Annotated in this window: 35 protein-coding genes and 1 tRNA gene; 11 read left to right on the forward strand and 25 right to left on the reverse strand. The window is 41.9% G+C overall.

Translation table 11 applies throughout. From position 1 onward, the window contains the following. Nucleotides 1–3 precede the first annotated feature (3 nt). Nucleotides 4–615 carry a riboflavin synthase subunit alpha gene (locus Xsto_RS01965; protein WP_099111339.1) on the forward strand — a complete coding sequence of 204 codons (612 nt, stop codon included), beginning with the start codon at nucleotides 4–6 and terminating at the stop codon, nucleotides 613–615. 179 nt (nucleotides 616–794) lie between these two features. On the opposite strand, the gene Xsto_RS01970 is transcribed toward Xsto_RS01965, so the two are convergent. From Xsto_RS01970 to ppiB, 5 genes are all read right to left on the reverse strand, one after another. Continuing rightward, nucleotides 795–1,280, reverse strand: a complete 486-nt coding sequence (locus Xsto_RS01970) for a hypothetical protein (protein WP_099111338.1) — start codon at nucleotides 1,278–1,280, stop codon at nucleotides 795–797. A 343-nt stretch (nucleotides 1,281–1,623) separates the two neighbouring features. Next, on the reverse strand, nucleotides 1,624–2,691 hold the full coding sequence (purK, locus tag Xsto_RS01975; RefSeq protein ID WP_099111337.1) for a 5-(carboxyamino)imidazole ribonucleotide synthase: 1,068 nt from the start codon (nucleotides 2,689–2,691) through the stop codon (nucleotides 1,624–1,626). Further along, nucleotides 2,688–3,242, reverse strand: a complete 555-nt coding sequence (purE, locus tag Xsto_RS01980; RefSeq protein ID WP_099111336.1) for a 5-(carboxyamino)imidazole ribonucleotide mutase — start codon at nucleotides 3,240–3,242, stop codon at nucleotides 2,688–2,690. Before purE ends, purK begins: the two co-directional genes overlap by 4 nt. Before the next feature lie 163 nt (nucleotides 3,243–3,405). Next, nucleotides 3,406–4,128, reverse strand: coding sequence for a UDP-2,3-diacylglucosamine diphosphatase (lpxH, locus tag Xsto_RS01985; protein WP_099111335.1), 723 nt, complete (start codon nucleotides 4,126–4,128; stop codon nucleotides 3,406–3,408). A gap of 11 nt (nucleotides 4,129–4,139) precedes the next feature. After that, the gene (ppiB, locus tag Xsto_RS01990; protein WP_099111334.1) at nucleotides 4,140–4,634 is read right to left on the reverse strand and encodes a peptidylprolyl isomerase B; all 495 of its coding nucleotides are present in this window, start codon (nucleotides 4,632–4,634) and stop codon (nucleotides 4,140–4,142) included. Nucleotides 4,635–4,916: 282 nt separating this feature from the next. On the opposite strand from ppiB, the gene cysS reads away from it, so the two are divergent. Further along, a complete protein-coding gene (gene cysS / locus Xsto_RS01995; RefSeq protein WP_099123929.1) occupies nucleotides 4,917–6,299 on the forward strand; it encodes a cysteine--tRNA ligase in 1,383 nt (460 codons plus the stop codon). Between the two features lie 80 nt (nucleotides 6,300–6,379). Here cysS and sra read toward each other — a convergent pair whose 3' ends face one another. From sra to folD, 3 genes are all read right to left on the reverse strand, one after another. Next, nucleotides 6,380–6,616 carry a stationary-phase-induced ribosome-associated protein gene (gene sra, locus Xsto_RS02000; protein WP_099123930.1) on the reverse strand — a complete coding sequence of 79 codons (237 nt, stop codon included), beginning with the start codon at nucleotides 6,614–6,616 and terminating at the stop codon, nucleotides 6,380–6,382. Nucleotides 6,617–6,836: 220 nt separating this feature from the next. After that, on the reverse strand, nucleotides 6,837–7,049 hold the full coding sequence (ybcJ, locus tag Xsto_RS02005; protein ID WP_099111331.1) for a ribosome-associated protein YbcJ: 213 nt from the start codon (nucleotides 7,047–7,049) through the stop codon (nucleotides 6,837–6,839). Then, nucleotides 7,049–7,924 carry a bifunctional methylenetetrahydrofolate dehydrogenase/methenyltetrahydrofolate cyclohydrolase FolD gene (gene folD, locus Xsto_RS02010; RefSeq protein ID WP_099111330.1) on the reverse strand — a complete coding sequence of 292 codons (876 nt, stop codon included), beginning with the start codon at nucleotides 7,922–7,924 and terminating at the stop codon, nucleotides 7,049–7,051. Before folD ends, ybcJ begins: the two co-directional genes overlap by 1 nt. 193 nt (nucleotides 7,925–8,117) lie before the next feature. Between folD and Xsto_RS02015 the strand changes: the two genes are divergently transcribed. Then, nucleotides 8,118–8,194 (forward strand) — tRNA-Arg (locus Xsto_RS02015). A gap of 15 nt (nucleotides 8,195–8,209) precedes the next feature. Here Xsto_RS02015 and Xsto_RS02020 read toward each other — a convergent pair. From Xsto_RS02020 to Xsto_RS02100, 17 genes are all read right to left on the reverse strand, one after another. Next, the gene (locus tag Xsto_RS02020) at nucleotides 8,210–9,367 is read right to left on the reverse strand and encodes a tyrosine-type recombinase/integrase (protein WP_244590326.1); all 1,158 of its coding nucleotides are present in this window, start codon (nucleotides 9,365–9,367) and stop codon (nucleotides 8,210–8,212) included. Then, a complete protein-coding gene (locus Xsto_RS22100; RefSeq protein ID WP_244590324.1) occupies nucleotides 9,250–9,588 on the reverse strand; it encodes a helix-turn-helix domain-containing protein in 339 nt (112 codons plus the stop codon). The genes Xsto_RS02020 and Xsto_RS22100 overlap by 118 nt, the downstream gene beginning before the upstream one ends. 101 nt (nucleotides 9,589–9,689) lie before the next feature. Beyond that, nucleotides 9,690–9,875 (reverse strand): hypothetical protein, encoded by a 186-nt coding sequence (locus Xsto_RS02025; RefSeq protein WP_099123932.1) that lies wholly within the window; start codon nucleotides 9,873–9,875, stop codon nucleotides 9,690–9,692. After that, nucleotides 9,872–10,405, reverse strand: coding sequence for a phage N-6-adenine-methyltransferase (locus tag Xsto_RS02030; protein ID WP_099123933.1), 534 nt, complete (start codon nucleotides 10,403–10,405; stop codon nucleotides 9,872–9,874). The genes Xsto_RS02025 and Xsto_RS02030 overlap by 4 nt, the downstream gene beginning before the upstream one ends. Before the next feature lie 11 nt (nucleotides 10,406–10,416). Further along, nucleotides 10,417–10,647: a hypothetical protein gene (locus Xsto_RS02035; RefSeq protein WP_099123934.1), complete on the reverse strand. Its 231-nt coding sequence runs from the start codon at nucleotides 10,645–10,647 to the stop codon at nucleotides 10,417–10,419. 11 nt (nucleotides 10,648–10,658) lie between these two features. Continuing rightward, nucleotides 10,659–10,910: a hypothetical protein gene (locus Xsto_RS02040; protein ID WP_099123935.1), complete on the reverse strand. Its 252-nt coding sequence runs from the start codon at nucleotides 10,908–10,910 to the stop codon at nucleotides 10,659–10,661. 96 nt (nucleotides 10,911–11,006) lie between these two features. Further along, nucleotides 11,007–11,315 carry a phiTE_072 family protein gene (locus Xsto_RS02045; protein ID WP_099123936.1) on the reverse strand — a complete coding sequence of 103 codons (309 nt, stop codon included), beginning with the start codon at nucleotides 11,313–11,315 and terminating at the stop codon, nucleotides 11,007–11,009. Nucleotides 11,316–11,378: 63 nt separating this feature from the next. After that, on the reverse strand, nucleotides 11,379–11,663 hold the full coding sequence (locus tag Xsto_RS02050; protein ID WP_099123937.1) for a hypothetical protein: 285 nt from the start codon (nucleotides 11,661–11,663) through the stop codon (nucleotides 11,379–11,381). A gap of 43 nt (nucleotides 11,664–11,706) precedes the next feature. Further along, nucleotides 11,707–12,222: a single-stranded DNA-binding protein gene (locus Xsto_RS02055; RefSeq protein WP_099123938.1), complete on the reverse strand. Its 516-nt coding sequence runs from the start codon at nucleotides 12,220–12,222 to the stop codon at nucleotides 11,707–11,709. Then, nucleotides 12,223–12,840 (reverse strand): ERF family protein, encoded by a 618-nt coding sequence (locus Xsto_RS02060; RefSeq protein ID WP_099123939.1) that lies wholly within the window; start codon nucleotides 12,838–12,840, stop codon nucleotides 12,223–12,225. A 2-nt stretch (nucleotides 12,841–12,842) separates the two neighbouring features. Next, the gene (gene exoX, locus Xsto_RS02065) at nucleotides 12,843–13,517 is read right to left on the reverse strand and encodes an exodeoxyribonuclease X (protein WP_099123940.1); all 675 of its coding nucleotides are present in this window, start codon (nucleotides 13,515–13,517) and stop codon (nucleotides 12,843–12,845) included. Further along, nucleotides 13,517–13,852 carry a hypothetical protein gene (locus Xsto_RS02070; protein WP_099123941.1) on the reverse strand — a complete coding sequence of 112 codons (336 nt, stop codon included), beginning with the start codon at nucleotides 13,850–13,852 and terminating at the stop codon, nucleotides 13,517–13,519. The genes exoX and Xsto_RS02070 overlap by 1 nt, the downstream gene beginning before the upstream one ends. Then, nucleotides 13,849–14,019, reverse strand: coding sequence for a hypothetical protein (locus tag Xsto_RS21360; RefSeq protein ID WP_169926579.1), 171 nt, complete (start codon nucleotides 14,017–14,019; stop codon nucleotides 13,849–13,851). Before Xsto_RS21360 ends, Xsto_RS02070 begins: the two co-directional genes overlap by 4 nt. Beyond that, entirely contained in the window at nucleotides 14,016–14,195 is a 180-nt protein-coding gene (locus Xsto_RS02075; protein ID WP_099123942.1) for a hypothetical protein, read from the reverse strand. Before Xsto_RS02075 ends, Xsto_RS21360 begins: the two co-directional genes overlap by 4 nt. 596 nt (nucleotides 14,196–14,791) lie before the next feature. Beyond that, nucleotides 14,792–15,904, reverse strand: coding sequence for a helix-turn-helix domain-containing protein (locus Xsto_RS02085; protein WP_099123944.1), 1,113 nt, complete (start codon nucleotides 15,902–15,904; stop codon nucleotides 14,792–14,794). Nucleotides 15,905–15,910: 6 nt separating this feature from the next. Continuing rightward, nucleotides 15,911–16,624 carry a hypothetical protein gene (locus Xsto_RS02090; protein ID WP_099123945.1) on the reverse strand — a complete coding sequence of 238 codons (714 nt, stop codon included), beginning with the start codon at nucleotides 16,622–16,624 and terminating at the stop codon, nucleotides 15,911–15,913. Between the two features lie 1,026 nt (nucleotides 16,625–17,650). Further along, nucleotides 17,651–18,391, reverse strand: coding sequence for a S24 family peptidase (locus tag Xsto_RS02100; RefSeq protein WP_099123947.1), 741 nt, complete (start codon nucleotides 18,389–18,391; stop codon nucleotides 17,651–17,653). An 89-nt stretch (nucleotides 18,392–18,480) separates the two neighbouring features. Between Xsto_RS02100 and Xsto_RS02105 the strand changes: the two genes are divergently transcribed. From Xsto_RS02105 to Xsto_RS02140, 8 genes are all read left to right on the forward strand, one after another. Continuing rightward, on the forward strand, nucleotides 18,481–18,711 hold the full coding sequence (locus tag Xsto_RS02105; protein ID WP_099122592.1) for a helix-turn-helix domain-containing protein: 231 nt from the start codon (nucleotides 18,481–18,483) through the stop codon (nucleotides 18,709–18,711). 231 nt (nucleotides 18,712–18,942) lie between these two features. After that, the gene (locus Xsto_RS02110) at nucleotides 18,943–19,314 is read left to right on the forward strand and encodes a hypothetical protein (RefSeq protein ID WP_099123948.1); all 372 of its coding nucleotides are present in this window, start codon (nucleotides 18,943–18,945) and stop codon (nucleotides 19,312–19,314) included. Between the two features lie 210 nt (nucleotides 19,315–19,524). Further along, complete coding sequence (locus Xsto_RS02115; protein WP_099123949.1) at nucleotides 19,525–20,412, forward strand: replication protein; 888 nt, start codon at nucleotides 19,525–19,527, stop codon at nucleotides 20,410–20,412. Nucleotides 20,413–20,619: 207 nt separating this feature from the next. Beyond that, a complete protein-coding gene (locus Xsto_RS02120) occupies nucleotides 20,620–22,506 on the forward strand; it encodes a toprim domain-containing protein (protein ID WP_099123962.1) in 1,887 nt (628 codons plus the stop codon). 20 nt (nucleotides 22,507–22,526) lie between these two features. Then, nucleotides 22,527–22,724: a hypothetical protein gene (locus Xsto_RS02125; protein WP_099123950.1), complete on the forward strand. Its 198-nt coding sequence runs from the start codon at nucleotides 22,527–22,529 to the stop codon at nucleotides 22,722–22,724. Between the two features lie 197 nt (nucleotides 22,725–22,921). Further along, nucleotides 22,922–23,152, forward strand: coding sequence for a hypothetical protein (locus tag Xsto_RS02130; protein ID WP_099123951.1), 231 nt, complete (start codon nucleotides 22,922–22,924; stop codon nucleotides 23,150–23,152). A gap of 10 nt (nucleotides 23,153–23,162) precedes the next feature. Then, the gene (locus tag Xsto_RS02135) at nucleotides 23,163–23,606 is read left to right on the forward strand and encodes a recombination protein NinB (RefSeq protein WP_099123952.1); all 444 of its coding nucleotides are present in this window, start codon (nucleotides 23,163–23,165) and stop codon (nucleotides 23,604–23,606) included. A gap of 21 nt (nucleotides 23,607–23,627) precedes the next feature. After that, on the forward strand, nucleotides 23,628–23,912 hold the full coding sequence (locus Xsto_RS02140; protein WP_099123953.1) for a DUF1364 domain-containing protein: 285 nt from the start codon (nucleotides 23,628–23,630) through the stop codon (nucleotides 23,910–23,912). The last annotated feature ends 127 nt before the right edge of the window (nucleotides 23,913–24,039 follow it).

Consider the following 24,039-nt stretch of genomic DNA (forward strand, 5'->3'; position numbering starts at 1 on the left):
GTCATGTATACAGGAATTGTTCAGGGTAAAGAGAAGGTATTATCACTCAATAAGAATAATGGTTTTAGTACAATAACAATTAGCAACAATAACCGTCTTTTTGATGATGTTGCCATTGGTGCTAGCGTAGCGGTTGATGGCACTTGTCTGACAGTGACTCAATTCAATGAAGACAAAGTCTTTTTTGATATTTCTGATTTTACCGCTGATACCACAACACTAAAATTTATTTCCATTGGTGATCAGGTCAATATAGAGCGTTCACATCAGATGAATAAAGAGAATGGCGGTCATAGTCTTTATGGGCATATAGAGGGTATAGCCGAGGTGGTTGAGTTTACTGAGATAGGCGAAACTTATCGGCTGGTTATCCGAATTCCTCAGGATAATATTAAATACTTTTTCCTGAAAGGTTTTATCGGGCTACATGGGTGTAGTTTAACTGTCAATCATATTGATGAGGAAAATAAAACCATTACTTTAAATCTTATTCCAGAAACACTGAGGATAACGAATCTTAATAAGATTAAAGTAGGCGATATTCTTAATTATGAAGTAGACCAAACAACAAGGACAATAGTAGATACTCTGTCCAGAGCATTATCAAGAAAATAATTCTTGGTAAGAAAAAGTACAGAACTATGTTTTGGAGGGGGGTGTTAACTTACCGCGGTATAGTGGTATAACTGCTGAGGTGGCAGGGATATAACAGCAGTACACCACCGCGGGGTTAATATTCCTCCCTATATATTTTTGTGGTTTAGATGACATAATTTTCTATTTTCTTTCTGTCTTTAGTTGATTATCATGGTTAACTGTTGTTTGTGCCTCGTGGTTAACCCATTCTGACAAGCCTGTTCACTACCATCACAGGTAAACTTAACTGGAAATTGACATTCATCGTATGTTTCAAAAAAGGTTCTCCAGACGTTATCTATATCATCGTTACTATGATCCATTATTATCTTGCAGTTGGCTGTATCAGAACCGTGAGAATAATTAACAGACCATAAAATATATTTTGTTTTATCATGGCAATGGCTAAATATATTATTACTGTCTTCTATGTCAAAAGATATATTTTCTTTGGAGGATAGTTTTATGGGAGATGGTCCAGTATTATACATACAGTTGTAATCTTCACGAGTGATAGTGACTTTTGCAGTGTTACTATTGTTTATAAAATTCATATGATAATACGCAGAAGAAAAAGCATTATTTGAAAAAAATATCATGATCAAAAATAAACTATATGCTGTGTGTTTTTTAAGTGATTTCATTCCATTTTTCTCCATATTAATAATAACATGAGTAGCAAAGCTGAAAGTTTAAAAATGGTTACATACACCATGTACCTCAAAATTAATCGCTGCCCATTTCAATGTAATTTGAAAGACGATGGGAATATTCATCTCTGGTACTGTAAGTATAGCAGGAATAAATAGAAGTGAATTTTGAGTTTGTTTTTTTAATTGGAAAATATAATATTTATATTGTTTAATAATTTTTATATTTAGTTGCTGTTGATGGTATTTGTCTGACTATTAATCAGTTTATGACAAGATTGAAATGGAAAATGGTAGCTTATTTTAATCACTACCACTTTCTTTAGCTGCTACTTGATCAACTTAATTTATTTTGTGCCCATTTAAGGCTACTTTGATATTCTGTTGGCAATAGTAAGGCCAACGTTTTCAACATGTTTTTTAATGTTTCTTTGTCCGCATGTGTCACATTTAAGTGCCCCACTTTACGTCCCGGGCGAACTTCCTTGCCATACCAATGTAAATGAACCAACGGTAAACTGAGCCATTCTGGGTTTATTTCAGTACCAATCAGATTGACCATCACAGAAGGGGAAACAATTTCCGGTTGAGGCATAGGTAAATTCAGAATTGCCCGTAGGTGAAGTTCAAACTGACTAATAGAGGCACCATTTTGTGTCCAATGGCCACTGTTATGTACCCGTGGTGCCAGCTCATTGATCAGTAACTCATCACCGACAATAAAACACTCCATCGCCATAACACCGATGTAATTCAGGTGCTCCATAATGCGGGACAACATTTCTTCTGCTTGCTGTTGTAATTGACGATTAGCACTAGTAAAGGCAACACTTGTACGTAGAATTCCTTCCTGATGAAGATTATGGGTCAGCGGATAGAACACTGATTTTCCGTCGGCATTACGCGCCCCCACCAGAGAAACCTCCCCCGAGAAAGGGATCCCTTGTTCTACAATGCATTCACCATAAATTTCAGTGGGTAAATCCGTTTCTTTACCCGGCCGGATACGCCATTGTCCACGACCGTCATAACCACCGACCCGACGTTTTACGATGGTGAAATCACCCAGTTCACTGAAAATTTGCGGCCATTGGCTAGGATCAGATAATAATTTCCACGGTGCTGTTGCCAGCCCAAGCGTGTTTAAAAGCTGTTTCTGTGGCAAGCGATCAGCAAGTAACGGGAAAATATCACGATTAATAAATGCTTTATGATGGGAAAGCTCGCGGGTTAAAGCCGTTTCAGGCCAGCGTTCAATTTCAGCTGTAATAATGCTGCTTTGATAGGGAACAGATTCGGGTTCAGCATCCAACCCAATCGGATAGACGGCTATCCCTAATGGTTCGCCCGCCTGACGTAACATCCTGCCTAATTGGCCATTACCCAATACACAAACAGGCCTCATGCATCCTCCCGGGGATCCGGATTTTCCAGAACATCCTGAGTTTGAGTCTGACGCCAGTTTGCCAGTCGCTGAAATAGAGTCTCATCATGTAATGCCAGAACCTGAGCTGCAAGCAAGGCTGCATTTGCTGCGCCTGCCTTACCGATAGCTAACGTACCCACAGGGATCCCTTTAGGCATTTGGACGATAGAATAAAGGCTATCCACACCACTCAGGGCTGCACTTTGTACCGGAACACCAAACACAGGGACTAATGTCTTGGCCGCCAGCATCCCCGGCAGATGAGCAGCGCCTCCCGCACCGGCAATAATCACCTCAAAACCATTTGCTTTTGCTTGTTCAGCAAAATGAAAAAGTTTATCGGGTGTTCGATGCGCTGAAACAATTTCGACATGAAAAGGAAGATCAAGGGAAGCCAGAATATCAGCTGCGTGTTGCATTGTTGCCCAATCACTTTTTGAACCCATGACAATAGCAATTTTGGCATGATGCTGTATTTCGGTTGTTGCTGCCGTGGAGATAGTTTGTGAGGGATCAGGGCTTGCCGTCATAAATCAGATGCTCCTGTATTGGATGTCCACCAGAACAAAGTTCAAAATAATGTTGTCTTGAAATCCATTATGGATAAGGTGGTGGATAATATCACGCGAATTGCAGAAGGAAAACGTTTGCGTTGGTTGCTTTTTTTATTTTTACAGAAAAAACTCACTATCTTCAAAAAGGAAAAGATACCAATTCAATAGATGTTTCTGTCACTTTGAACATTGATCCTTGATGATGCCAGGCACCCAATACACCACGATGTAATATTTTATCGCCGATGCGGATATCATGGATAGCCGGGCGATGCGTGTGCCCGTGGATCATCCAATCCACTTGATATTTATTAAAATGTTCAATAACTGTTTGTTGATTGACATCCATGATCGACTCAGATTTCTGGCTATTGGCGTACTGGCTGCCTGCCCGCATTCTGGCTGCAATTTTCAGCCGGATAAACAAAGGAAGAAGTAAAAACAGCCGTTGGACCCACGGAGTATGTACCCGCTTACGATATTGCTGATAACCCGTATCATCGGTGCAAAGAGTATCACCGTGCAGGATAAGAATGCGCTTACCGTAGAGTTCCAGAACTTTTTCCTGTGGCAGAAGAATCAGCCCACTCTCTTTGGCAAACCGGGAACTTAATAAAAAATCACGGTTACCATGAATGAAATAACAGGAAACGCCTTTTTGTTTCAGAGAATTAAGTGCTTGTGCGATTTCCGCATGTAAAGGGTTGGGATCATCGTCACCAATCCAGTAATCAAAAAAATCACCGAGGATATACAGGCTTTCCGCATGAATTGCGTCTTCACGTAAAAAACGTAGAAAACCGGCAGTAATTGCCGGTTCCTGCTCACTGAGATGCAAATCAGCAATAAACAGTGTACTCATGTAACGACTAATTATTCGCTGACAGTAACACGTTCAACGATAACATCTTCATGTGGTACATCCTGATGCATACCGCTGCGACCAGTTGAAACACCTTTAATCTTATCAACGACGTCCATGCCTTCTACAACTTCAGCAAATACGCAGTAACCCCAGCCGTCAGGGCGTTCTGAGCGGAAGTTCAGGAAATCATTATCAACAACATTGATAAAGAACTGAGCTGTTGCAGAGTGTGGATCATTGGTACGAGCCATTGCCAGAGTGCCACGGCTGTTTTGCAGACCATTATTAGCTTCGTTCTGGATAGGAGATTTAGTCGTTTTCTGCTTCATACCAGGCTCAAAACCACCACCCTGAATCATGAAGCCATTAATGACACGGTGAAAAATAGTGTTATCGTAGAAGCCTTCGCGGCAGTAATTCAAGAAATTTTCAACAGTTACAGGCGCTTTTTCAGCGAAAGTATTAATCACGATATCGCCGAAATTGGTATGAAAAGTCACCATAATAGAAATCCTAATAATATTTTTGACTGACCCTAATATTCTAGAGTGTGCGAAACAACGGCTTTTATACCATATCTGTGATTTTGAGTCAGTACTCAGCCATTCCACGGGAATAAAGCTGATCACAATGCTTGCAAAGTGCCGCGTATCAGGGTGAAATATCTAATCTGGCTTTTCTATTATAGTTTATTTATCTAGCTGATAAGGAAGCCCAAAATCAGCGGATTTGTCCGCTTTTGTTTTTTTATTACACGTACATCAATTTTTACGGAAAACCCACTGATGCTAAAAATTTTCAATACTCTCAGTCGCCAAAAAGAAGAATTTAAGCCGATCCATGAAGGGAAAGTGGGCATGTACGTGTGTGGCATCACCATTTATGATTTGTGTCACATTGGTCACGGCAGAACATTTGTCGCATTTGACATTATTGCCCGTTATCTGCGTTATTCGGGCTACGAATTAACCTATGTCCGTAATATTACTGATATAGATGATAAAATCATCAAACGCGCGATTGAAAATAATGAAAGCTGTGATGCCTTGACTACCCGTATGGTGAATGAGATGCACAGCGATTTTGATGCGCTGAATATTATGCGTCCGGATTCAGAACCGCGTGCGATGCAACATATCCCTGAAATTATTGAGCTTACTGAACTGCTGATTAAACGTGGGCACGCATACGTTGCTGATAATGGTGACGTGATGTTCTCTATCGATAGTAATCCTAATTATGGTCTGCTGTCCCGTCAGGATCTGGAGCAGTTACAGGCCGGTGCTCGTGTTGAAATTGCGGATGTTAAACGTAACCCAATGGATTTCGTATTGTGGAAAATGTCCAAGCCGGGTGAGCCAAGCTGGGAATCTCCGTGGGGAGCAGGGCGTCCGGGCTGGCATATTGAATGTTCCGCTATGAACGCTAAACAGTTGGGGCATCATTTTGATATTCATGGTGGTGGCTCAGATTTAATGTTCCCGCATCATGAAAATGAAATTGCACAATCTACCTGTGCTCACGATGGCCCTTATGTGAATTACTGGATGCATTCCGGTATGGTAATGGTGGATAAAGAGAAGATGTCGAAGTCTCTCAACAATTTCTTTACCATCCGTGATGTGCTGGCATATTACGATGCTGAGACAGTGCGTTATTTCCTGATGTCCGGTCATTATCGCAGTCAGTTAAATTATACGGAAGAGAACCTTAAACAGGCTCGTACTGCGCTTGAGCGCCTGTATACCTCTCTGCGTGGTACGGATAAATCCGCTCAGCCTGCTGGTGGTGAAGCTTTTGAATCCCGTTTTGTTGAAGCCATGAATGATGACTTCAATACCCCAGAAGCTTATTCCGTACTGTTTGATATGGCACGTGAAATTAATCGCCTGAAAACTGACGATATAGCTGCGGCAAACGGGCTGGCTGCTGAGCTGCGTAAGCTGGCGGGAGTGTTGGGGCTTCTAGAGCAAGAGCCTGAACAGTTCCTGCAAGGTGGTGCTGATGACGATGGTGACGTTGCCCAAATCGAGGCACTGATTAAACAGCGTAATGATGCTCGTAAAAACAGAGATTGGGCTTTGGCTGATTCTGCGCGTGATCAGCTTAATGCAATGGGTATTGAACTGGAAGATGGCCCACAGGGCACAACATGGCGCCGTAAATAATCGATTATAGACAGCCATAAAAATACCAAAACCGCCTCGCTGTAGGCGGTTTATTCTATGATATCTATCAGCTTGATATTTTATTGATTTTTATTCAGATGGTTAGGATAAAAAGCACTTCCTGAGTGATAACTGATTTTTCCTGAAGAAGCGTCTCTTTTTTTGGAAATAAAAGACGAATGGTTCAGATGTTCAGGTATTTGATGTTTATCAGTATCGACGTTGAGATTCAAAAGAGAAATAGTCACTCTACGTTTAGAATTGCTTAACTTATACGGCATGCCCAACAACCTTCTTGCAGCTCTATTACTTAACATAATCAACTCCTTTTCAGTTGTAAGTGAGCTTCTCAGTATAGCAACTAATAAAAAAACCAAAACATTTAAGGCGTGATTGTTTAATAAGCATCGCTAATGTCACAGATCTGTGTTGAACATATCCATCACATAGAGCGGTATGCAATAAAAAAACTGCACCTTAAATGCGTAACGCATAATAAAGTGCCGTTTCTTTGACGGGGATTAGCGAAGAGCTAAATTATTCTTTAACGCGAACAGAATCGCCGTTGAAAGTAATAACTTTTCCTGCAACAATTTTGCAGCGTTTGCGAGTTTCCACCTGAGAATCAACTTCAACCAAACCCTCTGCGATAGCAGCCTTTGCTGCCGCACCGCTTTCACTCCATCCTTGAAGCTTCAGTAAATCACACAGTTCTACATAAGGGTGGCCATCTAAATAAAAAATTTCCATCACTGTCCTTCAGTTTTGTTTACATCATGATATTCCTCGCAAGCTTGCAAGGTATTTTGAATCAGCGTCGCGACGGTCATCGGGCCGACACCACCCGGTACAGGGGAAATCCAGCTTGCGTGCTCAGATGCTTTATCAAAGTCAACATCCCCGATAACTTTCCCATTTTCCAGACGATTGATACCCACATCAATCACTATTGCGCCGGGTTTAACCCACTCACCGGGGATAAAGTTTGGTTTACCGACCGCGACGATCAATAAATCAGCCTGCTCTACATGCTGGCGTAGATCCGTAGTGAAGCGATGAGTGACTGTTGTGGTACATCCAGCCAGCAGCAACTCAAGACTCATCGGACGGCCGACAATATTGGAGGCCCCAATAATAACCGCATTTAGTCCATAAGTATTGATATTACAACGCTCGAGCAGAGTCACGATACCTCGTGGCGTACAAGGGCGTAATCTTGGAGCACGCTGGCACAGGCGACCGATATTGTAGGGGTGAAAACCATCCACATCCTTATCAGGGTGAATGCGTTCCAGAACTTTGACATTATCAATACCGGCAGGGAGGGGAAGTTGAACTAAAATACCGTCGATTTCGGGATCATTGTTCAAGTTATCTATCAGGGAGAGTAATTCAGCTTCGCTGGTGGTGTCTGGCATGTCATAAGAGCGTGAAGTAAAACCAACCTCCTCACAGGCGCGGCGTTTACTCGCGACATAAATTTGGGAAGCGGGATTTTCTCCTACTAAAACGACGGCAAGCCCGGGGGCTCGTTTTCCGGCAGCAACACGCTGCCTGACTTTTTCTGCAACTTCACTTCTGATTGTCTGCGCAATCGTTTTCCCATCAATAATTTTTGCTGACATGTATTTAAGATTCCATCATCAATTATAGGAATGGGAGCTATTTTGTCAGAACATGGACGGCCTGTCAGTTTTAATGATAATCATAAAATGAGCATCTGAACGAAAAGGCCATTGACTCAATCCATTATGCCCGTATAATCCACGTCAGCATCAACGCATTGTATTAATGATGTTTCTTATTTCACATCTCAATGCGCCCTTAGCTCAGCTGGATAGAGCAACGGCCTTCTAAGCCGTAGGTCACAGGTTCGAATCCTGTAGGGCGTACCATTTAAAATCAATATGTTACGCCAATCTCAGACCCGCTTGATTTTTCCCTTGTGTCGTATTTGTGTCGTTATCTTCAAAAAGCACATCAATTTTGCAAGCATGTTCACTTAAATGGTTGGGTGCTAAATGTGCATATCTTCTAACCATTTCGATAGATTCCCACCCCCCCATTTCTTGAAGTGCTGAAAGTGGAACCCCTGATTGTATCAACCAGCTTGCCCATGTGTGGCGTAGGTCGTGAAAACGGAAGTCTTCTATTCCTGCTTTTTTAAGGCCAATATTCCAAGCACTATTATCATCAACCCTCATTTTTCTCACTGCTGGGGTTAATGTTCCGTCTGGTCGGTGCTTGGCTTTGGTATGCACAAAGACCCACCTTGAGTGTTTGCCTATCTGATCCCGTAACACCCGGCATGCGGTATCATTCAGAGCGACACCTATCGCTTTTCCGGCTTTTGCGTTCTCTGGATTTATCCATGCCACTTTTCTTTGCATGTCGACTTGTTGCCACTCCAGATCGATGATGTTAGAACGCCGAAGCCCTGTTGCTAACGCAAAGATAACGATAGGCTTGATGCTTTCAGGCATACACTCGATGAGCCTTGCCGCTTCATCTTTTGTCAGCCATCTTATGCGCTTACTTACTGGTTTCTTCGTTTTGATAACAGGTGCTGATTTAATCCAGTTCCATTCATTAGCGGCTGCCCTTAACAAAGATCTGATGAAGGATAAATGCTGGCTTTTTGTTGCCTGACTCACAGGAATAGCCTCATACACGGGAGGCTTTTCCCCTTTTTTCAGCGCTGCATCTCTTTTGCTCTCCCAGATTTGATAATGTTTACGATTCTTCATATTTGAAACTGCATCATAAATTTCATCTGCCGTTATTGTTGAAACATCCCGGCCTGAAAAGTGTTGTAGGAAAAACTCAATCTTCGTTTTGTCGTCATCAAGTGACCTTTTATGCTCTTTTTCCCTAAGCCAGCGAATGCAACACTCTTCAAATGTACGAGTTGGCAGATCATCAAGTTGGTCAACCCTCCAAGCCTCAGCTCTTAATTGGTCATACAACTCCTGCGCTTGCTTTTTGTCCCTCGTGCCAAGAGATTTCCTAACTCTCTTTCCTGACGGTGTAAAGAAATGACAGTGCCATATTCCGTTTCTTTGGGTGATTGACATGATTTACCTCCATTACGATCACCCTTGCTCGCTCCATGAGTTTGCATCGGGCTTTTAATATAAGCAAGAACAGCGGACTTAGTCGTTTTATATCCTTTGCCGATCCGTTTACCGTCTATGACACCTGTAGCGATTAAACTGGCAACAGTTCTTGAGGAAACGTTAAGCTCTTTTGCTGCTTTTTTTGTATCCCAAATGTCATCTTCAATATTCATTTTTATTTCCTTTAACCATGCCTAATAAGATATTTTTTTGATAGTTAGCTCTTATAATTTGGCAATCCCTTGCCACCTTTCATTTTTTGTTCTCGAATTCGTTAGTCATCGGTAAGTGTGGTTTTTATTTCCGAAGCTGGAAACTCAATATCATTTAATGCATCCTGTACAATATCAGTTATGGACAAAACCAAACTTTCATCAGATAACTTGTCATCATTATAAAAATCACAAAACTCTTTAGCTGATTTACGAGATATTTCAATTGATATTTTTGGTATATTCACGTTATTTCCCTTATTTCGTTATTACCTATATTGAATAGGTGTTCTTTATCAACAGTGGTTATTAATTTCCGAGGAGTAATAAAAGGTCGCCAAATTAAAAACATGGAGCCTTTTGTATTTGAATTTCTCTTTCTTTGTTCTACTGGTATAAATTCAACTCTTCCACCCGTTATTAACCTAACCTCATCTACCGTCTCCAGCGCCAACTTGAACCAGCCGACAGAGGTATCAGACGGAACTAACATCACGACTGGCTGTAATTGCTTTTGGCACTCGATAGCGGCTTTCTCTAACCACGGCCTAATATGGGAGTAAGGTGGGTTGCACCAGATAGAGCCGTGACTCACCCAGTCAGACTCCAGTGCATTATCTCGTTCTGTGAGATAATGTGTGCACAGCGCGTTTTGAGCAGATGCTGCTACATCAAGGGTAAAGTTAAATTCTAGGTCGAGTGCTTTAAATAACGGGAGGGGAGTTTGCCATAAATCTTTAAATTCCTTCGGAGTACTACTACCTCCAAAATCTGCCATATTATTTCTCGTTATTTGTTTGGGTGACGTATCTTATAAACTGAATTCTGAGTTTTAATATATCCATCAGCTTCATAAGTTTCGGTGTTATGAACTAATGATGTGATTATTTCAGAACCGTCAGGAAAACGATTTTTACTGTCATTAAATACTTTGCCAAATGCTACAGCTTTACCTTCGCCGTTTTTACAAAAATCAGTTATTTCTAATTCAGCGCTGAATTCAATTAATTTTTTACTCATGTCTATTCTCGTTATTTGTTTGGATGACGGTAGAGATTAAATACATCAGGATCATTATTGAATTCATGAAAAACTTCGCCGATAAAACCATCTCCACTAACGATGAAATGGCCGGCGGGTTCCATATTTTCATATTTTGCGAGACGTTTTAATATCGTGATGTATGAGTCTAAATCCAATGTTATTTCATTAGCTCCTGCTGCTTTTAAATTCTCGGCTGATTCTAATGTTGTATTTATGTTTCTAATCACATCATTGTTCATTATTAATTCTCCTACATATACTCTCTGCTTTCTTACATATATCAGTATCAAACCAGCCGAAGTGACAGGTGTTAAAACTGATGTCTAATTGAGTTGCTATACATGCAATCTCCTTAATGCTTCTTTCACAGCATTTAAACGAGAATCCATCCTTTTGTATTTTGGACTACCAGTGTTTAATGCGGGAGCAAGATATCCAATGAGATACCCGTTATCAGCCTTGAGAACAAAATCAGATAACGAGCAGCCCATCGCAGGCCAGAATGCAGACCATGAGTTGCCATATTCAGAGATTGTTATCCGGCCCATCTTATTACCGTAATCTTCCAGATAAACATGAATAGGATCATGACGTGGTACATCCGTGATCTGTATTTTAGCGACATCCGATGTTTCGATATGCATAATAATCCTCCTGCTGCGCAGCAACGTAGTGATAGAGTGTAGGGTTGGGTGTTTTGGCTTGAACTAACCAACTTGACTAGAAGAAAATACGGGCTCGTATTCGCATTCAACTTCAAACATTCCTATGTATAAATCGCCAATCCACAGCATAAATAACAGAGGCCACTTACCTTCCCAGCCATCATGATTAGAGTAATAATCATCCGCACAATCCTGTAGACAGTATTCAAAGTCGTCATCATCGGCACTATAGTTATTGTCTGCTTCAAGTTCGTAGCGACGATTTTCCGAGACCTCATCAGGGATTGTTTCTTTACTGTAAGCTACGTAGTACTGAATTATTGCCATATATTCACCTTTCTATTATTCCAGTAAATATTATTTTGGTTGGTTAAATCACGTAGATAGCATGGTTGGGGTATTGCTTGCCGATTGGAGCGAATGGCACGTCATCGTCAAAATCCATTGGCGGTGCTGATTGTGGCTGTTGTGGTTTCCCCCATCCCTGAGATTGTTGTTGCTGTCTTGGGTGCTGTTGTTGTGACTGCTGGCTTTCCTGTCTGACTCCTAGCATCTGCATCGTTCCACCGATGTTCACTACTACCTCAGTGGAATAGCGATCTTGCCCTTGTTGGTCTTGCCACTTCCGTGTTTGTAGCTGGCCTTCAATATAAACCTGACTGCCTTTTTTCAGATATTCACCGGCAACTTCGGCGAGTTTCCCGAATATCACCACCCGGTGCCATTCCGTTTTTTCCTTCATCTCCCCGGATTGCTTATCCCGCCATGTTTCAGAGGTGGCTAGTGTGATATTTGCCACCGCGCCCCCGTTTGGCGAATAACGTACTTCAGGATCCTGCCCTAAGTTGCCTAATAAAATAACTTTGTTAACTCCGCGTTGTGCCATTTATGCCGCCTGTTTCAGTTCTTTAAATCTAATCCCGGTTACTTCCTTACATTTTTCTTGCAAATCTGGGTGTCCTTCCAGTGATTTCCATGTATCGGAATATTGTTGCTGTAGTTTTTCTCTGCTGCTTTCATGAGTTGCATATTCAGTAAAATCCCGCAAAATTTCATCGGCTCCTTTAGATGCCACATGATGGATTTCTGCGTCAGCATCAATGGCTGTTTCTTCGGTTGGAATACAGAACGCCTGAAATGCAGCATATTTATATGCGATGGACATAGCTTTGTTCGTTGCTTTGTCTCCGCTATCCATCGCTTCACCAAACGTGGTCACAGTATGCTTGCTGCCATCTTCTGTGGCGATAAAGTCAAATTCAGCTTTGACGACGACATAAAACAGTGCACCTCCTGTTTTTGTGGCCCGTTCTGTTACGGTGCGTTCAGTTATGCGTGGCAAGATAAGTAATCCATGTTTGACTAGTGCCGGGGCTAGTGCGTTATAAACAGCATCAATCCCCCTGAACATGAACTTTTGAACTTTATTCTCGCTGTTTTTTTTAATCCCTGTTTCAGCCAGTTCTTTGGCAACATTACTGATAGCTTTGTAGACTGCACTCATAACTACCTCGATAACCAATAATTGAGGGTAAATTCAATATCAGGATCAATGTCAGGCTGCTTTAATAGCCATGTAAAATAGCTGGGGTTAGTTTTTTTAACCTCTTCAAATGTCATACCTTTGTGCTTGCCAAATCTGAACTTGTGCAGCAATGAGGGCTGGTGACTAATCTCCAGCATCTCTTCATCAGACCAACCTGATTCATCCTTGATACGTTTAAATAGTGCGGCGGTGACTATGCAGTCATACAGTGCCCTGTGTGCATGTAACCCATCCGGTACAAAAACATCCAGTTTTAGTGCATACCGGAGATATTGGTTGCTGTGACTTTCCATGTTTGGCCACAAACGCTTGGCTAATTTCAATGTACAGATAAACGGTGCGTCCATCTCCGGCATCATACGTGAATCGAAAGCAGCATTATGTGCAACCAGAAAGTCAGCCCCTTTGTATTTAGTAATAACATCATTAATTAGCGGAGAATTAGCGACCATTTCATCCGTAATATGGTGAATAGCCATTGCCCCGACTGAGATGGGTTGTTGGGGATTGACGAAATGAGATTGTTTTTCCATGTAATTTATGATGTTACCTACAATGTCAATGCTGGCTATCTCTACAATCCCGCTATCCATGTTGCAGGTTTCGGTGTCTACTACTCTGTAAATTGTCAAAATTAATCTCCTGTCCAGATACCACCATTATGGCGGCGAGGTGATTCACCCCGATAGTGATCGTGCTCTTTACTATTCTTTGACCAGTACTCTCGCCACCCTTGACGTATCTCTTCGTCACGCTGTTCTTGCATATGCTGGGGTAGGGGCGGGTTAAATGAAGATTTATAGTTAATATTGAAGAGTCGCTCTGCTAAGACACGCTCCTTAGCACTCATGATTGCGGGATGTGGTGTTTTATTACTGATTGCCGCGACCAGTTCATCCAGGTACTGCTCTTTCTCTTTCGGATCTTTTGGCACACAACTGCCGGGCGATCTGCGGGGATAAGTGTTCATCTGAAATCCCCCCTAAATTCCATATCACTGGGTAGTACTCCTTCTCTGCCTAACACCTCCCTTTCATATTGCCGCCAGTTGTGTTCGGCGATTTGTTCTTCCGTGTATTGTCGCTGCTGAGATTTATTATTGGGATTGGTGTGAATGTTGTAATCGAAATTTCTCATAATGGGATCCTTTCAAATTTGGCTGTTCGTTTTTTGCTCCGCGCCATCAACAATCTGAACTTAATTTCATTAACCAGATCATCAAGTTCTGATTCGGTTAATTCATTCTCTTGAGCAATTCGCGCTATTTGTTCCATGCCGTGGCGTTTTTTAACTGCAAATCTTGTAAGACGCATGTGTTATTTCTCCATTGTGATTAAACGGGAATAAATACAGTTAATGAGATGAGAAAGAGAGTAATTCGGCGCTTCCATGTGCGCCTGTTCCTGATAGCTTGTGGTTTTGCGGGAGCGACCGCGCATCCATCGTGCATGTTATTACGCATGTAAAAACCCCTCGTTAGTGAAAACGATTAATAAGATCCCTGGTGTTGGATTTATTTTTGAGGCTAGCGAATTAATTCAGGTAATAAAAAGCCCCACATTTGCGAGGCTGGTAATTGGTGATTTTTTTACTATATATAACTATGCGAAAATAAATATCCCAATGTTGATAGGGATAGCATTAATACAGCAGATATTGATAATAATATTTTTCCGGTTTTTACTTTGAATAGCATAAATATAAAAAACAATCCCAGAAAGGCGAAAACATACCAACAACAAGAAATTATAATAATACAAATCCATAGCATACAAAATAATACACTCGTTAATGATTCCATGCATAATCCCTCATGAATCCATTGTCGAATCCATGAATATATCAGAGTAACTCACTACAGCCCACTCGGAAATGAGCTGGAGTTAGTCAACCAATATTTATCACTTAATTACTTGATGAGATGCAAAATGGAGTTCTGCTCTTTTTTAGCAATAGGGGCATTGCTATTACCGTTAATAGCAGCCATAAAGAAACTATGCTCAAAGGTAAAAGCGCGCATTTCATCTAATGGTAAATGCAATTGATTAAGAATATCTATGCGTTTTACTCCGCTATTGCGAAATGAGGTAAACACTTTATCTAGGATCATGGATTTTTCACGAACCTCCATTCCTTCTGGTTCGGTTGTTCTGAATCCCCGTCTGCTGAGTTCTATGCATAACTGGCGATGATGCCACTCTGTGGAAAGCCCAACATCAAATGTCCGCTTCACCAGTGCAGCAAGAGAAACTTTCCAATGTCTTTTTAACTGAATCAAGTGATCTAGTGATGGCATTCTAGGCACCATAGCTAAAATACTACGTTCAGGCATCAAAAATGCTGATGCGAAGCGATCTGCATCCATTTCAGCTTCTCGACCGCTATTGCTTGCATGTTTATGGAGTACCAAGTGACCTAACTCATGAGCGGCATCAAATCGACTACGTTCTGGTGTCTTCATTGTGTTGAGTAGAACAAAAGGTTTCTCATCCATCCAGAAAGAAAAAGCATCAACCTCGAGGCAATTTTCTGCTAACGAAAAGACTTTAACGCCATTAGCCTCAAGTAAATGTACGACATTCGAAATAGATAATTCACCGATTCCCCAGTGCTCTCTTACTATGCGAGCAGCATCTTCTGGAGAGCAGGAATTATCAAAACTACAATCAGGAATATTAGGTGCTGGAAGTTTAAAACTTGATTCAATCCATGAAGATAATTCTTGGACTAATCTACCTGCACTTATGGCTGCATTGCGTTTTTGGGCGCTAAGTTTTGTCATTGCTCGAAAACTGACAGCTTTATCTTCTAAAGAAGGGATTTCTTCAGAGCTAAAAAACGCCAAAGGATATCTAAGAACTGAGGCTATTTTTGCCATGCTATCACTAGCTATGGGCTCAAATATGCCAGATTTCTCATAATTTGATATCGTTTTGCTTGTTAATCCCGCTTGCTCAGCCAAGGTTTTTTGTGTAAAACCTCTGCGCTCTCTTGCAAGACGTAAACGCTCTGCATTAAACATGTATATCTAGCCTGTTTTTAAAATATCAATCTCAATTTCAGGAGTGAATTGAGGTTCGTCGCCCCGTTTAATGACAGGATCTGTTGGCGCAGTATCCAAAATTAATCGGGTAGAAAAACTATTAACTATGTTCTTGTGGTTATAAGTGATTGGACGAGAAAGCTCAGCCTTGATACCTAGCTGATGCTCGTCTATTTCGTAGAAGTTATAAAGTAGAAACCATAAATCCAGTCCTAACTGATTGGGTAAAAGAGGTTCATCATCAAGAGACTCGAATCCAAAATTCAATTGCTCATCTTCAAAATCTAAAATGCCTTGCCCAGGATTATTATTGCGAATGAGTCCCATTAATTCACATGTAAAATCTCCCTTTTTCATTCGTGACTCTGGGTAGCCATGAGCTAAACCAGTTTGATCACACCCACGGCAAATATAGATAGCCACGCTGTCACTAACGGTAAGCTCAACATTTCGGATAGAGCATTTTTTAAATCCCCTAAAGGAAAGTATTTCTCGTGCTCCACTAACTGCTTCGCCGTAGAAATATTGCCCACGAGAAGTAACTGGATGATTTTGGGTTGTTGAATTTCGTCCAGATAATCCTCTACGCAATATTGCATTTAGATCTTTCTGGGATAATCCTAAGGTCGATAAATGAGTATCGACTATGTTGGGTTCGGTATGAATGATTGGTCTGGCTAAATTCTGTGTAGGGTGCATAGGTTATCCTTATATTATTTTCTGTTTTTTATACCTCATTTGAGGTCAAAAAACAAGAAAATCACTATGCGTCACTCACTCTATTTGGCTATACCCTAGCCGTAATCCCGCCTGACTCCAACCTACGGTGGGACTTGGTTTTGGCTGAAACTGATTTTCTATTTACTACGGTGATTAGGCTGCTGGGCGTGTTAGCAGTGCCAGGCTCTTGTTTGGTAGCACTAGGTTTCGACTCGTTATTATTCCAAAAATCTTTTTTTCGGTGCTTCCGAGCCTGATTAAGAGCATCATCAATGGCACTTTCCAGTTTATCGAAATTCCCGTACTTGTAATTTTCGTACATAAAACTTCTCCCGTTAATTGGCTTTGATGCTATGGCGATGATCACCACACCTCAAAGCCAACTGCACTTTGAACCACACTCTCGCAGTGGTTGCGCTCATGCCCTTGAGTGCCTTCTTTCAGCCATAACCGATGCAAGACTGGCTTTCTTGCTGCTTATCGGAGCTATTTGTAATCTATGAACCTTGACCCGTCGCTACACAGGCTAACCATTTGGCTACTCAGGGATGCGTCACTACCGCATCATCAAAGCATTACGCTTGCGGTCTATCCGCTTTGCTAAACCATGATTGGTTCTCCTATTGTTGATAAATACACCTAACACTGTCCGCCGCTTGCCTGAGATGCCATATACCCCGTGAGGTCTGGAGATGTCAGGGAACTGAGTTGCGCAGATCTCTCTGCTCAGCATTAGATGCAATTCCAAATTGTTAAAGAGCATACTGAGTTATCTTTCGGCTGTGTGCCTTTGATGGAATGGATTATTAACTAATGGTTAATTTTAGTCAATAACCATTGGTTAATTAAATTAAGATTAAATCTTAACTAATTGAATTTTAAGTTAATAAATTTATTAACTGGTGAGTGAATTGTGATTTACATCAAATAAATTAGAGGAGGGTAATAGAAAAAGCCGCATGGTTAGCGGCTATATATATGAGAAACGGAAGTGATTCTGAAGGGCTACCAAGCCATTACTGACCAGTGAATGACTCTACCTATGATTTTAACGTTTTGTATTTCTGTTATTTCGTCAGCAAACTCAGCAGAGTTGAAACTACGAACTATTAATTTTCCAGGCTGCCTATATAACAATTTGATGCGGAATAATTCATCTTGTTTGATGACATATATGCCTCCGTCAACAATGTTTTGATGTCCTCTATCAACAGTTACAGTTGAGCCATTTGGAATTACTGGCGACATACTGTCTCCATAAACAGAAAGTGCCATTACATTAGCTGGGTCAGCTCCGTATCGACGAAGCACAGAAAGTGAGAATCTTACCTTAAATCCATTGTGTTCTTCGTTAATGTGATATCCGTTTTCTGCCGCCTGCTCTATGCTTGTAAAGAATGGTATTGCAACCTCATCATCGGGAGCAGGTGATATGGAATCCCAAGACTGAATCTCTTCAGCTTCAACTTTTGATAAAGGTATTCCGTCTTGTTCTTTAGAACCTCTACCATATTCCAACCACTCAGGCCGGACTTCAAGCCATCTACTTAATGCCAAAATATTACTGGAGTCTGGAATTGATTCTGAATTTAACCACTTCCAGACCGCAGGGCCGCTGACTTTTATTTTTTGTTCGGCGAGGGCGTCAGTAATTTTCCTGCCTAGCCCACGTCCGGCAAATCCAGCATCTAAACATGCCTCTTTTAGCCGTTTGGTGAACTCAACTTTATCAGTATTTTTAACCATGAGTTAATTATCATCCAGACTTGACTAAACTGTCAGTTAGAATTTAGAATTAACCAACAGTTAATTTACTTAATAATGATATTAACCAAATGAACCCAGTTGAATTCGCAGTGAGTGCAGTCGGTGGGCAAACCGCTGCAGCCAAGATCTGCGGGAAAAGCACCGTTGCAGTTTGGAAGTGGGTACAAAACGGCTGCTTACCCCGAACCGAGTACACAGGAAAAACCAGTTATTCAAAATTGCTTGCAGAACATTCTAACGGAAAGTTCACCGAAAAATGGTTACTACAGGCCGCAAACCCCGATAAGGGATTGATGTAACGGTCATTGCTCTTTAACAATCTATCTTCACGACAAGCTATTGATGAACCCTAGCAAATCGAAATAGCGCCGAGTAAGAACTCAGGCAATCGGGGCGTAGATCCCGTAAAGGCTTATTCATCAAGAGGCTAAGTCGTGTTAACCATTATTCATCTCAGAATAGTTGATATCGCTTTTCGTCATATAAAAACATAACTTGTTAACTAAATTTCACTTTAGGAAATATAACAAATGGAAATAGCAAAAACTGTCAAAAATACTCGTGATACGCGTAAAGCTCAGATGCTTGAGAGCTATTTTCACAAGAAAGTATTTGAATTTGGGAATAATGAACTGGCAAGCGAAATGGGTATTCATCCATCCAAGTTAAGCAAGGATAAGAACCGGATCGCCAGATTAGCGAGTTTAATGATCGTGAATTTGGGATTACCTGAATGGGCGTTTGAGATATTTGATGCAGATAGTAAACCTGTAGTGGTAATCGAAGGGATATATGCCGAGCGATTAATTCAGGCTTTGGAAAGCGAAGGTAAGGTCAAAAGAAAAACCTCGAAGGCGGCAACCAACGAGGCTTCAGAAATGCAAATTGAGATGTCGATTTAACGACAAGGGGAAGTATGCAGTGTTCCCCTCAGAACAACATTTCACGAGAGTAATTATACATGAAAACCAAATTTAATCACATAGCCGTGCATAAAAATAACATGCGCGATCGGGAGGCTCGTTCCGTTACCAAGGAAGGAGTTAAACATCTTCGTGCTCTTTTAGATGACGCGAAATTACGGAAAGAACTTCGGAAGGAGCTGATTGGAGATGATCGCCATGAGTAACATTGCAAGAATGGCTGATTACCGTCAGCCAATAACACAAGTGAAAGAGGAAAGTGTGAATGGTGATATCGAGTTCATTAAAATGCCTCGTAGTCCAAAATTAGTTTTAATGGCGCACAGCAACAAGGAGATAACCTATCGGCAGTACAGGATCATTGATGCCATTATTGAAAAAACGTTCGGCTGGCATAAGCGGTTTGATAGAGCAACTAACACTCAGATAGCAGAAATGATTAACCTACACCACACTCATGTGAGCACCGAAATTAAGGAGTTAACACAAAGAAAAATACTTATTAAACAAGGAAGTATGATAGGGCTAAATTTGGAAATTTCTGAGTGGATTTTAGATGTTAGCCAAAATAGCAAACCTTTAGCCAAATCAGCTAATAAAAGTTTAGCTAAAACAGCTAAAAAAAATAAGCCAAATCAGCTAAACACAAAAGATACTATTAAAGAAAAGAAAGATAATAAAAACATATTGTCCGAACAAGTTCAGACTGAATGTGAAAAAACCTCTCTTGAGCCAGCAAAACAAGATCAGGTTCAATCAGTATTCGAAAATATCTTTTGGCTTGCCGGGATGAAAAAAATTGGCAAACCCAAGGCACTCTCCGCTTTCAAATCTCAGTTCAAAGCGTGGCGGAAAGAAACCGGAGGAACGCCGGAGCAGTTTGCGACGTTTTTGGTTGAGGACATTCGGTCACGTTTGCAGGCAAAGATATTCGGATTTGAAAATCTCCACCCGACCACCTACCTGAACCAGAAACGCTGGACAGATGAAAAGCCCGCGATAAGCACGCCAGCTAAACCCACTTCGGGACAGTCCGGGATTACCATCAGTAAATCCGGGTTGGTCTTTCTGGATTAGCGGCGAAATACCAAATCACATCGTCCATGAATTTATGATGCCGTTATTTCTCCGTGAAATTAACGCAGAGAGTATTAAATGGCATAAGTCATAACATTGGGTGTCTTGAAGTTAAAACCTCTCAAAATTGATTACAGAGGGTTTTATGTCCATGTTTAAATAATATCCATGCTAATTTATCAGGCATGAAAAATAGTGGGTAATATGATGACTGTTACAGAACTTTCAGACCGTCTTTGGTCTGAGGTGGAGAGAGTGGCGAAGTACTTGTTACCAAACGGCAAGCGAGAGAGTCACGAATGGGTGACTGGTTCAGTGAACGGCGAGACGGGGAAGAGCCTGAAAGTGAATCTTACCGGGAAGAAAGTCTGGTCAGATTTTGCTGAGGGAACCGGTGGGGATTTACTGGATTTATGGATTCAGGTGAGAGACTGCAGTCTGCATCAGGCGATGACCGAAGCGAAGCAATTTCTTGGTATTAGCGATGATGATCATCACTTCGAAGCAAAGCGGCAGAAGAAATTCAGCCGACCCAAAAGCGAATCGCTGAAAAAAAATATCCGCAAAACTGAAAACTGTTATACCTACCTTGCGAGCCGGGGGATTAGCCGGGAAACCGCCGAAGCATTCAAAGTTTGTGATGCGGTGATCTGGTCGCACGATGAAAATCGGGAGTTACCTGCTATCGCCTTTCCCTACAAGCGAGATGGTGAGTTATTGCAGGTTAAGCGGATCAGCACTGAGCGGCCCAATGGCAAGAAAGCCATTTCCGTTGAGGCAGACTGTGAGCCTTGCTTGTTCGGTTGGGATACCGTGCCGAAAAACGTCAGAGTGGTGATTCTCTGTGAAGGTGAAATTGACAGCATGAGCTATCACCAATACGGATTACCCGCGCTTTCCGTCCCGTTCGGGGGCGGCAAAGGAGCAAAACAGCAATGGATTGAATTTGAATATCATAACCTAGACCGCTTCGAAGAAATCTGGCTATCGATGGATAACGACGAAGTGGGCCATGAGGCGGCAAAAGAAATTGCGAACCGCCTTGGTGAACATCGATGCAGACTGGTCAAGCTTCCGCACAAAGATATCAACGAGTGTCTGCAGGCGGGTATGACTCAGGATGAAATTGTCCGCTGTCTTGAAACTGCCGCCTTTTTCGATCCCGAGGAACTTTGCAGTGCCAGAGAATACTATCAGGACACCATTCAGGCATTTTACGGCAAGGAGCAATACCTGTTCGGCAGCCCGTGGGAGACTTTGAATCACAATTTCAAATTCAGGGAGGCGGAGTTAACCATACTCAACGGGGTTAACGGTCACGGGAAAAGTGAAATACTGGGCCATGTTCTTTGTGAAGCCATGAGGCAAGGTTCAAGGGCGTGTGTGGCCTCGTTTGAGTTAAAGCCTTCCGTATTTCTCAAGAGGCTGACCCGGCAGGCAACATGTAGCACGTTGCCACCAATGATTGAGATTGAGTCTGCATTTAATTTTTATGATGACCGCTTATGGCTATTCGGACTGACAGGCACCGCAAAAGCTGATCGCCTGTTAGATATTTTCCGCTATGCCAACAAACGTTATGGCATAAACCTGTTTATCATCGACAGCCTGATGAAGTGCGGAATTGCCGATGATGATTATAACGGGCAGAAGGATTTTCTTGATGCAGTCTGTGACTTCAAGAATAAAACTAACAGCCATGTCATCCTCGTCACTCACAGCAGGAAGTCTGATAGCGAAGATAAGCCCACTGGGAAAATGGATGTCAAAGGCTCAGGTTCTATCACAGACCTGACTGATAACCTGTTTATCATCTGGCGAAACAAACGTCGGGAGAGGGCGTTGCAAAAGCTACAGGCAGGACAACAACTCAGTGATGAAGAACAGCGCCATACCAACGAGCCTGCGTCTATTCTCTGCTTGGAAAAGCAACGGAACGGGGAAGGATGGGAGGGTAAAATCCCGTTATATCTTGAAGAGCAATCCCACCAATTTCTCATCATGGAAGGCGCTACACCTTACAACTATATCGCAAACATGCCTAACGCCGACTACGACGATGCTTGGCGTGAAGCGAATGTAACTGAATATTAACACCACCAGAAGAACTTTAGATGACACCGCAAGAAACACCAGACGCCAAACAACTCATCGAACGTACCAACCATACATTCCTGAAAATTATCTCGCAAATTTGTCTGATCATGACATTGGATGAATCGGACGAATCTGACCGGCTGGAGGCATTGCGTCTGGCGAAACATCAGAATGCTGAAATCGAAAAATGGTTATTGGAAGAAAATGCAGGATGAAAATCAAAATAATCTCATTGAATTGATTAATACCGTTATTTCGTTGTGAGATTAATATAGGGAGGATTAAATACGATAAGTCATAACATTGGGTTAGTTGAAGTTAAAACTCATTAGAGTTAATTACAGGCTGCTTTATGGGTATGGTTGAACAATGGTCAGATTAATGTATTCAGGCATGAAATTAGAGGGGAAATATGGTGGCCAGAAATACAGTTGAACGATTAAGCAATTCAGCAGGCCATGATTATCAGTGGTCAGATATGTGTCGGGTTCATCTCTGTAAACTGTGTGGCACAGCAGAACACCGTAGCGGTTGGTACTGGTGGGCTGGTTACAAATCGAGAATTGAGCCGCCATGTGAACGGCGATGCTCTAAGGATGAACTACTGAAATGGCAAGAAGAGGCTATTTTCGAAGGAATATAACGGAGATTAGATGGATAAGCAGATCTTTCTGCTACGAAATGCGCACATACTCAAAAATCTGATAGTCACACTCGATAACTTACCTCTCAACGACGAATTCCCCATTCAAATCACTATCTCAGATTCAAATCGAACACTACCGCAGAACGACAAGTTCCATGCGTTGTGTGGTGACGTTTCGAAACAGGGGATTGAGTGGGCGGGCAATACGTGGAAGACACCGGAATGGAAATGCATTTTTGTTTCTGGTCACGCTAAAGCGACAGGAAAAGAAGGGCAGATTATCTCAGGGCTGGAAGGTGAGCTGGTGCCACTGGCAAGAGAAAGCACCGCCAGAATGAGTGTAAGACGCATGAGCAGTTTAATTGAATATTCACAGGCATGGGCTGTATGTCAGGGCGTAAAACTCACAGAGACACGCTACGCGCTGAATTATTACGGCCACAGGATTTAAATCAAATGACAAGGGAATAAGATGGCAAATTTGCGGAAAGAAGCGCGAGGTCGGGAATGTCAGGTCAGACTTCCGGGTATTTGTAATGGCAACAACGAGACAGTGGTTCTGGCTCATTACCGAATGGCGGGTATTAGTGGCATGGGAATGAAGCCGCATGATCTATTTGGCGCATGGGCCTGCTCTGCCTGTCACGATGAAATAGACCGCCGAACGACACTGACCGATATCGATTATGCACATTTCGCTCATCTGGAAGGGATGATCAGAACACAATCCATATTGTTATCGGAGGGCAAGATTTGACGTGAAAATCTATGACATCCTGCCTGTGCCCAAACCACGGATGACACAGGCAGACAGATGGCGAAAACGAAAGCCGGTATTAAATTACTACGCATTTAAGGACGAAATCAGGCTCAACAACATTACT

This window comes from Xenorhabdus stockiae (assembly GCF_002632825.1).
Lineage (GTDB): Bacteria > Pseudomonadota > Gammaproteobacteria > Enterobacterales > Enterobacteriaceae > Xenorhabdus > Xenorhabdus stockiae.

Coding starts and splice junctions, on each gene's coding strand:
- Xsto_RS02050 (WP_099123937.1), bottom strand. CDS start 11,663: ATGGCAATAATTCAGTACTACGTAGCTTACAGTAAAGAAACAATCCCT.
- Xsto_RS02110 (WP_099123948.1), top strand. CDS start 18,943: ATGGAAATAGCAAAAACTGTCAAAAATACTCGTGATACGCGTAAAGCT.
- Xsto_RS02100 (WP_099123947.1), bottom strand. CDS start 18,391: ATGGTTAAAAATACTGATAAAGTTGAGTTCACCAAACGGCTAAAAGAG.
- purE (WP_099111336.1), bottom strand. CDS start 3,242: ATGACGGCAAGCCCTGATCCCTCACAAACTATCTCCACGGCAGCAACA.
- Xsto_RS22100 (WP_244590324.1), bottom strand. CDS start 9,588: ATGAATATTGAAGATGACATTTGGGATACAAAAAAAGCAGCAAAAGAG.
- Xsto_RS02045 (WP_099123936.1), bottom strand. CDS start 11,315: ATGCATATCGAAACATCGGATGTCGCTAAAATACAGATCACGGATGTA.
- Xsto_RS01965 (WP_099111339.1), top strand. CDS start 4: ATGTATACAGGAATTGTTCAGGGTAAAGAGAAGGTATTATCACTCAAT.
- Xsto_RS02140 (WP_099123953.1), top strand. CDS start 23,628: ATGGCAAATTTGCGGAAAGAAGCGCGAGGTCGGGAATGTCAGGTCAGA.
- Xsto_RS02130 (WP_099123951.1), top strand. CDS start 22,922: ATGGTGGCCAGAAATACAGTTGAACGATTAAGCAATTCAGCAGGCCAT.
- Xsto_RS02105 (WP_099122592.1), top strand. CDS start 18,481: ATGAACCCAGTTGAATTCGCAGTGAGTGCAGTCGGTGGGCAAACCGCT.
- Xsto_RS02055 (WP_099123938.1), bottom strand. CDS start 12,222: ATGGCACAACGCGGAGTTAACAAAGTTATTTTATTAGGCAACTTAGGG.
- Xsto_RS02120 (WP_099123962.1), top strand. CDS start 20,620: ATGACTGTTACAGAACTTTCAGACCGTCTTTGGTCTGAGGTGGAGAGA.
- Xsto_RS02035 (WP_099123934.1), bottom strand. CDS start 10,647: ATGAGTAAAAAATTAATTGAATTCAGCGCTGAATTAGAAATAACTGAT.
- lpxH (WP_099111335.1), bottom strand. CDS start 4,128: ATGAGTACACTGTTTATTGCTGATTTGCATCTCAGTGAGCAGGAACCG.
- Xsto_RS02115 (WP_099123949.1), top strand. CDS start 19,525: ATGATCGCCATGAGTAACATTGCAAGAATGGCTGATTACCGTCAGCCA.
- Xsto_RS02030 (WP_099123933.1), bottom strand. CDS start 10,405: ATGGCAGATTTTGGAGGTAGTAGTACTCCGAAGGAATTTAAAGATTTA.
- Xsto_RS02060 (WP_099123939.1), bottom strand. CDS start 12,840: ATGAGTGCAGTCTACAAAGCTATCAGTAATGTTGCCAAAGAACTGGCT.
- cysS (WP_099123929.1), top strand. CDS start 4,917: ATGCTAAAAATTTTCAATACTCTCAGTCGCCAAAAAGAAGAATTTAAG.
- sra (WP_099123930.1), bottom strand. CDS start 6,616: ATGTTAAGTAATAGAGCTGCAAGAAGGTTGTTGGGCATGCCGTATAAG.
- Xsto_RS02090 (WP_099123945.1), bottom strand. CDS start 16,624: ATGCACCCTACACAGAATTTAGCCAGACCAATCATTCATACCGAACCC.
- Xsto_RS01970 (WP_099111338.1), bottom strand. CDS start 1,280: ATGAAATCACTTAAAAAACACACAGCATATAGTTTATTTTTGATCATG.
- purK (WP_099111337.1), bottom strand. CDS start 2,691: ATGAGGCCTGTTTGTGTATTGGGTAATGGCCAATTAGGCAGGATGTTA.
- Xsto_RS02070 (WP_099123941.1), bottom strand. CDS start 13,852: ATGAACACTTATCCCCGCAGATCGCCCGGCAGTTGTGTGCCAAAAGAT.
- Xsto_RS02040 (WP_099123935.1), bottom strand. CDS start 10,910: ATGAACAATGATGTGATTAGAAACATAAATACAACATTAGAATCAGCC.
- ybcJ (WP_099111331.1), bottom strand. CDS start 7,049: ATGGAAATTTTTTATTTAGATGGCCACCCTTATGTAGAACTGTGTGAT.
- Xsto_RS02125 (WP_099123950.1), top strand. CDS start 22,527: ATGACACCGCAAGAAACACCAGACGCCAAACAACTCATCGAACGTACC.
- folD (WP_099111330.1), bottom strand. CDS start 7,924: ATGTCAGCAAAAATTATTGATGGGAAAACGATTGCGCAGACAATCAGA.
- ppiB (WP_099111334.1), bottom strand. CDS start 4,634: ATGGTGACTTTTCATACCAATTTCGGCGATATCGTGATTAATACTTTC.
- Xsto_RS02085 (WP_099123944.1), bottom strand. CDS start 15,904: ATGTTTAATGCAGAGCGTTTACGTCTTGCAAGAGAGCGCAGAGGTTTT.
- Xsto_RS02075 (WP_099123942.1), bottom strand. CDS start 14,195: ATGCGTCTTACAAGATTTGCAGTTAAAAAACGCCACGGCATGGAACAA.
- Xsto_RS21360 (WP_169926579.1), bottom strand. CDS start 14,019: ATGAGAAATTTCGATTACAACATTCACACCAATCCCAATAATAAATCT.
- Xsto_RS02135 (WP_099123952.1), top strand. CDS start 23,163: ATGGATAAGCAGATCTTTCTGCTACGAAATGCGCACATACTCAAAAAT.